The organism is Paenibacillus plantiphilus (genome assembly GCF_927798095.1).
In the GTDB taxonomy this organism is placed as follows: Bacteria; Bacillota; Bacilli; order Paenibacillales; family Paenibacillaceae; genus Paenibacillus_Z; species Paenibacillus_Z plantiphilus.
In genome coordinates this window covers 39063-45086 of the sequence record NZ_CAKMMF010000039.1, presented here as the reverse complement: position 1 = coordinate 45086, position 6024 = coordinate 39063, and the positions used below count along the sequence as shown (strand labels likewise).

Annotated in this window: 6 protein-coding genes; 2 read left to right on the top strand and 4 right to left on the bottom strand. The window is 50.4% G+C overall.

The window, feature by feature from the left end; translation table 11 throughout:
• Positions 1-431 precede the first annotated feature (431 nt).
• From L6H65_RS24020 to L6H65_RS24005, 4 genes are all read right to left on the bottom strand, one after another.
• The gene (locus L6H65_RS24020; RefSeq protein ID WP_236346463.1) at positions 432-629 is read right to left on the bottom strand and encodes a DUF3906 family protein; all 198 of its coding nucleotides are present in this window, start codon (positions 627-629) and stop codon (positions 432-434) included.
• A 269-nt stretch (positions 630-898) separates the two neighbouring features.
• Positions 899-1867 carry a 6-phosphofructokinase gene (gene pfkA, locus L6H65_RS24015; protein WP_236346460.1) on the bottom strand — a complete coding sequence of 323 codons (969 nt, stop codon included), beginning with the start codon at positions 1865-1867 and terminating at the stop codon, positions 899-901.
• A gap of 28 nt (positions 1868-1895) precedes the next feature.
• Entirely contained in the window at positions 1896-2984 is a 1089-nt protein-coding gene (locus L6H65_RS24010; protein ID WP_236346457.1) for a tetraprenyl-beta-curcumene synthase family protein, read from the bottom strand.
• Between the two features lie 29 nt (positions 2985-3013).
• Complete coding sequence (locus tag L6H65_RS24005; protein WP_236346455.1) at positions 3014-3328, bottom strand: hypothetical protein; 315 nt, start codon at positions 3326-3328, stop codon at positions 3014-3016.
• Positions 3329-3455: 127 nt separating this feature from the next.
• On the opposite strand from L6H65_RS24005, the gene L6H65_RS24000 reads away from it, so the two are divergent.
• Together L6H65_RS24000 and L6H65_RS23995 are read left to right on the top strand one after the other, a co-directional pair.
• Complete coding sequence (locus L6H65_RS24000; protein WP_236346452.1) at positions 3456-4784, top strand: multi antimicrobial extrusion protein MatE; 1329 nt, start codon at positions 3456-3458, stop codon at positions 4782-4784.
• 8 nt (positions 4785-4792) lie between these two features.
• Positions 4793-6019, top strand: a complete 1227-nt coding sequence (locus L6H65_RS23995; protein ID WP_236346449.1) for an MFS transporter — start codon at positions 4793-4795, stop codon at positions 6017-6019.
• The last annotated feature ends 5 nt before the right edge of the window (positions 6020-6024 follow it).

Genomic DNA, 6024 nt, shown 5'->3' with positions numbered 1-6024 from the left:
CAAAATCCCCTTCAGCTATTGCCGTAAGACGGAAATATCGTGTTACAGCACGGAAAAGTGCCGCGAGTCGCGCTGGAAGACTGAAAAACCCGCTTACAGCTGACAAGATGTCGCAGAATCCCCTTCAGCTATTGCCGTAAGATGGAAATGTCGTGTTACAGCAAGGAAAAGTGCCGCGAGTCGCGCTGGAAGACTGAAAAACCCGCTTACAGCTGACAAGATGTCGCAAAATCCCCTTCAGCTATTGCCGTAAGACGGAAATATCGTGTTACAGCACGGAAAAGTGCCGCGAGTCGCGCTGGAAGACTGAAAAACCCGCTTACAGCTGACAAGATGTCGCAGAATCCTCTTCAGCTATTGCCGTAAGTCGGAAATATCGTGTTACAGCACTGAAAAGTGCCGCGAGTCGCGCAGGGTATTCGAATATATGCCTATACGACGAAATATCCTGCGCCGTTCTCTGGACGCTTCTTCTCCACAATAGCAGCAGATTTCACTACAGGCATCTTAACAAAGTGACGCGCTACATGGCTTTCTACTACGGAAAATGCTTTTTCATCCGTGTCTGCCAGAATAATAAGGTGCGCAGTTTGCTCTTCCAGCTCGATTTCAATTTTATACAAGAACATGGTTGTTCTCTCCCCTCAGATTCCCGAGTCTTCCAAGATGAAAGCCTTATGCCGATAAGTGCACCTAACTCACACCCGTCAACATAAGGCTCCACATTGCATATTTGTTGAGATTTCTATTGCCTCTTTGTAGATACATGACTGCTTATTCATTGAAATTTCACTGTTGCTTATTCATTTCACTGTTGCTTATTCAACCGCATATTCGCTGTGACCTGCCTCATTACTTATTGCGATATCCGCATATTCGCAGTGACCTGCCTCACTACCTATTGCGATAAGCGCAGCGCCAGGTTATAGAGATCCATATTGAATGGTTTCTTCGTGCTGACGACTTTATCGATATCTGTGGCTACCAGCTCGCCTCGGATAATGCCGCATGATTTGCTGGAGTCGCCCTCCATCAGCTTGTGAACAGCAAAGTCGCCTAATTGGCTGGCAAGAATACGGTCATTATGCGTCGGACAGCCGCCGCGTTGAATATGTCCAAGCACCGTCACTCGCGGCTCAATACCGCTGCGCTCCGTGATGCCCTTCGAAATTTCTTCGCCACTGCCTGCTCCTTCGGCAACGACGATGATACTATGCCGCTTGCCTGATTGGAAGTTCTCCTGCATCCGGCCTGCGACTTGATCCAGATCAAATGGAACCTCAGGTACAAGAATGGTCTCGGCTCCACTTGCCAATCCGGCATACAGAGCGATATCGCCGCAGTGACGGCCCATAACCTCGACAACGGATGAACGCTCGTGAGAGGTCATCGTATCGCGCAGCTTGTTGATCGCATCCACTACGATGCTGACTGCTGTATCGAAGCCAATTGTGAAGTCCGTGAATGGAATATCATTGTCGATCGTGCCCGGCAAGCCCATTGTCTTGATGCCAAGCTTGCTCAGCTTGTTCGCCCCCTGGTAGGAGCCGTCTCCGCCAATAACGACCAAGCCATCAATATTGCGCTCGCGCAGCACCTCGGCGCCTCTCTGCTGGCCTTCAGCCGTCGTGAACTCCTTACAGCGTGCTGTCTGCAGAATCGTGCCTCCACGCTGAATAATATCGCCAACGCTTCTCAGATCCATAGGGCGCAAATCATTATTGAGAAGCCCTTGATAGCCGCGTTGTACGCCGTACACCTCCAGCCCGTTGTAGAGCGCACTGCGCACTACCGCACGAACCGCTGCATTCATGCCTTGTGAATCGCCACCGCTTGTAAGTACGGCAATAGATTTAACCTCTGACATCTCAACCACTCCTTATGTTGACTCTAGCTCATCTATGTGAAGATTGTTGCATCCTTATCCAGACACTATTGCCCCAAAAGAACAATCGCGTCAATGGGCTTCCTCTCATCAGCTTCCGCGAAACGCGCTTTACATCCGGTTGCTCGCGCACCTTCGGGTCTGACAAATACAGGGCAAGCAGTCCCTCGATTATCATCCTGTGAAATCGCCAATGAGGGAGCGTAAGCACATCCTTGCGCGCCCAATGAACGATATCACCGATTCTATCAACAAGCGCCGATTGATCAGCATAGTAATTGCAGAAATTCAAATCTCCGCCTATGCGATCCTCCTCTTGATCAATCAAATAATCCAGCATAATATGAAGCCCGCATACATGTGGAAAATAAGCCCGGTAAATCGCAATCGCTGCTTCCTCTGTCAGCTCCTCATCGCTAGCCGCCACAAAGAGCATAAACATCCCAAGAGTAGAGCCCGTTGCAGCCGCAAATTCATTCCATTGCAGATTAGGGAAGCGGTCGCGATACGGTTTCCACCAGCCGAGCAGCTGCGGCTCGCGCCGTTCGCGGACGATATGCTTATACACTTGCAAATCCCGATAGAGTCCGACCAGCTCTATTACATGTGCTTGTACCTTCTCGTAAGAGGGCAGCGACTTGACGCACTTCTGACAGGTGGATACCAATTCATGCAGATAACCGCCGTCATCGCGTTCTGCGCGCAGCGCATAATAATCACGAGGCCTCGCATCAGGGTCAACCGCATCCAGCATCGATTGATGAAGCAATCGAAAGTCGTCCTCATCAAGAGATGTGCTGCGATCACAAAGGTTATCCAGATAGTCGCTAATCGTCTGCAAAGAAACGATCAGCGGAATGAGCAGATGACGCGCCCCTAGATTAGCCGCCGCATACACCCCGCCGCCCTCGCAGTGAAACTGTTTGCTGTTCATGCTCGCCAGAGCCTGCGTCCTTAATTCCGGGTCAGGGATACGCTCTGCGACCACTCGAAGCCGATCAAGCTCCAACCGCACTTCAGGCAAAATATATTTATAGACGCGGTACATCAGCCTAATAGGGGTCGTAGGTACGAGGTCAGCGCGTTTGGATACTTGCATAGCGAATGCGCCTCCTTGCAACGAATCCATCAGGAATGTCGACGTGTCTCAATCTCTTGATTCATTCGATACCAGATATGCAGATCATTGATACGGCTTGCCAGCTCCGCAATATCCGAGTTTAGAATACAGGATTGTTGAAAATTGTCCTCTTCGAACAATTCCGCCTGCTTCTTGTTAATCTCTCGCTCGAACTGAAATACCCGATCCGGAATCGCTCCCCGAATGATCTCCCATCTCGTGACGATATCCACACGCTCGCTTACGCTGTAATCTTCCCAGTCAAGCGAAAGATTCGGCAGCGGGATACCCAGCCTTTCATCAAATACGAATCGTTGACCCACATCCAAAACCTCCGTCCACTAATGTACCATTTTAGCACGTATAATTCCAGAGCGAAATCTTGTTCGCGCTTGCATTATACATGTTATACTGTTGTACAAGTCAAATGGTCATCAAGGAGATCGCGCAATGATACAACAGTCAGCCACTGTGTCAATGAGGCAGCTATGGAGATTCTTTTTGCCGCTTGGTATTTCGGCCAGTCTTGTTACCATTTCTCATGTTATTATTAACAGCACATTATCTCGTGGAGAGAATCCCGAGCAAATACTTGCATGCTATGCGGTTGCGATGAGCCTGCTGCTGATCACTGAACGCCCTGCGCTTCTTCTGAGGCAGACAAGCTCCGTGCTTGTCCGGGACAAGCGCTCCTTTCGCGCGATGCTTCAGGTCAGCCAGCTCATCTTCTTTGCGATTATGGCGCTTGGGTTTATTATATGCTACACACCGCTGGGGAGCTGGATATTCAGCGGTCCCTTCGGCATGGAGCCGTCCATTGTGCCGGATGTCATCGATGTCTATCAGATCTTAATGTTCGTAAGTCTCTTTTCCGGCATTCGTTGCCTGTATCAGGGCATCATCATCTATAATTTACGGACCAAATGGCTGACGATCGGGATGGTCGTTCGCCTGATCGGCATGTATCTGCTCTCGCTCTACTTTATCCATACAGGAGTGAAAAGCGCTACTGTCGGCGCCATGATCTTCCTCGCCGGAATGATCATTGAAGCGGCTATGAGCTATGGCGAAGGCCGTTTGCTCGTGCGCCGCATGCCAGAGGTCGAGCCAGAGCATACGATTGTAAACCGCAGGCATGTATTCTCATTCTACCGGCCGCTACTGCTGTCCACGTTCATTGCGGTGTGGATCGGTCCTGTCATTAATGCGCTGCTCGGCAAAACAGCCGATATCGCGCTCTCGATCGCATCCTTTGCGCTGGCGGGCAGCATCGTTCAGCTTGTCGTCAGCTTTTTCACCTATTTTCACCAGATCGTGCTCAATTACTATGCAATCGACCGTGAGGCAGTCCGCCGGTTCACGCTTTTGTTCGGCTTCATTCCAGCCCTTCTGGTCAGCTTGCTTGCTTTCACTCCAATTGGCGACTTTTTTGTCGGCGCCATCCTTGGCGTAGAGGGCAGACTGGCAGCTGATACGCTTAAAGCGCTTCAGCCTTTCGTGCTGTTCGCGCTTGTTATGCCATGGTTAGATGTGTTCAACGGGGTTATTATGTTAAGAGGCCATACGAGAGTCATGCTCGGCTCGCAGATGTCCAATCTATCCTTCACGTTAGTAGCCATGCTCCTGCTCGTCATTCTGACTCCGGGCTGGAACGGCACGATCGGCGCTTGGGCACAATCCATTGGACTGGCAGCTGAATGCGCTTTTGTCGCATATGCAATTAGACGAGGAAGCCGGGCGAACCGGATATTAGCAGGTAAAGTAACCGACATGGAGTGAGTGACATCATGAATGCTTCAAAAAAAGATACATCAACGTCAGCAGCCACTCAGCCTGAGACGGCCGGAGCTCCTTCGAGCTCGCCGACAGCTGCAAGAGAAACCAATTTCCTGCGTATGTTCAGCTTCGCGTCGTATATGACTGTAGCTATGATCGTGTCTTACTTCCCGCTTTATTTCCTTGATGAAGGATATTCAGAATCGCAAATCGGCATCCTGTACTCGACCGGTCCGCTTATCTCGATCTTTGCCAATCTGCTGCTTGGCATCATTAGCGACAAATATAGAACGATCAAGAAGCTGCTGACCATACTGCTGTTCGGACAGCTGATAATGGTGTCGCTGCTGCTCACAACCGATTCGTTCATCGTTATTTGTTTTATTATGCTTGCCTTCTATTTCTTTCAGACGCCGGTGAATCCGCTTAGCGACAGCCTTATTCTGCTGTCCAGCCAATATACGGGAACGCCCTATGCGCTTATCCGTATATTCGGCTCGCTCGGCTTTGCCTTCTCGGCGCTGGCCGTAGGCTTTCTGCTGAAGGAGACAGGCTCGTCCGCCACACCTGTAATTAGTCTCATCTTCATCGGAATTACGATCATTCTCTCTTTTACTCTAAAAGACTATCAAGGGTCGCTGCGTAAAATGGACTTCTCAGGGCTCTATAAGCTGCTTCGCAAGCCTGCCATCGTCTCCTTCTTTGCGCTCGTTCTAGTGATCTCCATCGCGCATCGCATGTATGAGAGCTTCCTGGCCATCACCCTGCGGCAAATGGGTGCAAGCGACTCCTTCATCGGGATTACTTGGCTTACATCAGCAGTCAGTGAAATTCCGGTCTTGTATCTGCTGGGCAAATACGGTCACAAATTCAAGGAGCTCCCGCTAATGGCCATCGCCAGCTTTATGTATGCGGTCCGCATGCTGCTCATGAGTCAGATCAGCTCGCCGATCTGGGCCATTCCGATTCAGGCGATGCATAGCGTAACCTTCGGCATCTATTTCATAACGGCGCTCCGTTATATCTCCACGATTATTCCCGATGAGTACAGAGCATCGGGACAAGCCGTCTACGCCGTTGTATTCGTCGGCTTCGCAGGCATTATTAGCGGGCTTGCAGGCGGAAGCATTTTCGAGCATTTCGGCAAGGAAACGTTCTTCCAGCTGGCCATGCTCCTGTCACTTATCGCGTCAGGCGGCTTCCTGGCCAAACATTTCGTCAGCCGTTCAAGCGGTTAATGTTG

Excerpts from the sequence above, each read along its gene's own strand:
- L6H65_RS24020 (WP_236346463.1), bottom strand. The coding sequence starts at position 629 with ATGTTCTTGTATAAAATTGAAATCGAGCTGGAAGAGCAAACTGCGCAC.
- pfkA (WP_236346460.1), bottom strand. The coding sequence starts at position 1,867 with ATGTCAGAGGTTAAATCTATTGCCGTACTTACAAGCGGTGGCGATTCA.
- L6H65_RS24010 (WP_236346457.1), bottom strand. The coding sequence starts at position 2,984 with ATGCAAGTATCCAAACGCGCTGACCTCGTACCTACGACCCCTATTAGG.
- L6H65_RS24000 (WP_236346452.1), top strand. The coding sequence starts at position 3,456 with ATGATACAACAGTCAGCCACTGTGTCAATGAGGCAGCTATGGAGATTC.
- L6H65_RS23995 (WP_236346449.1), top strand. The coding sequence starts at position 4,793 with ATGAATGCTTCAAAAAAAGATACATCAACGTCAGCAGCCACTCAGCCT.